The sequence below is a fragment of the Mesorhizobium sp. M5C.F.Ca.IN.020.29.1.1 genome (assembly GCF_003997375.1).
Classification (GTDB): domain Bacteria; phylum Pseudomonadota; class Alphaproteobacteria; order Rhizobiales; family Rhizobiaceae; genus Mesorhizobium; species Mesorhizobium wenxiniae.
This window is the reverse complement of sequence record NZ_RZSW01001182.1, coordinates 1-469: the sequence shown is the minus strand read 5'-3', so window position 1 is coordinate 469 and position 469 is coordinate 1. Positions and strand designations below refer to the sequence as shown.

Below are 469 nucleotides of genomic sequence, written 5' to 3'. Positions count from 1 at the left end.
GGTCATCGAGGGCATGGACAATGTCGACAAGATCAAGCGCGGCGAGCCGGTGCCGGATCCCGACAAGATCGTGTCGCTGAAGGTGGCAGCCGACGTGAAATGACCTACCGGGCTGTCGCGGCTATCACTCTGATGCTTGTCGCGGCGGCCACTCCGGCGCTGGCGACGGAATCGATTGTTTGCAGCGCCGAAGGCGACGCGGCATCGATCGACGTCCTGATGGGGCACACTGCCGTCATCGCGGTTGCGCGTGTATGGCTTGATGCCGGCGGCAGGAACTGGACCACCGACGGTCGGCCGGGTTCGACGAAAGTCATCGCCGGACAGGCATTCGAGGACGACCAGCACCTGGCGATCGATCTCACCGATGAGGGCATCAGCTCGATCGTCGCCAAATTGCGACTGGTCAAGGCCAGCGAACAGTCCAATTTCGCAATGGGCGGCACGCTGAGCATCGACGGTGTTGGCG

General features: G+C 62.9%; 1 protein-coding gene and 1 pseudogene. Both read left to right on the top strand.

Going from position 1 to position 469, the window contains the following annotated elements:
- Nucleotides 1-103: pseudogene (locus EOA85_RS39745) on the top strand (peptidylprolyl isomerase); the annotation flags it as partial.
- Nucleotides 100-469, top strand: a 370-nt coding sequence (locus EOA85_RS36940; protein WP_164760210.1) for a hypothetical protein, incomplete at its 3' end; no start/stop codon positions are given. The pseudogene EOA85_RS39745 and the gene EOA85_RS36940, both read left to right, overlap by 4 nt.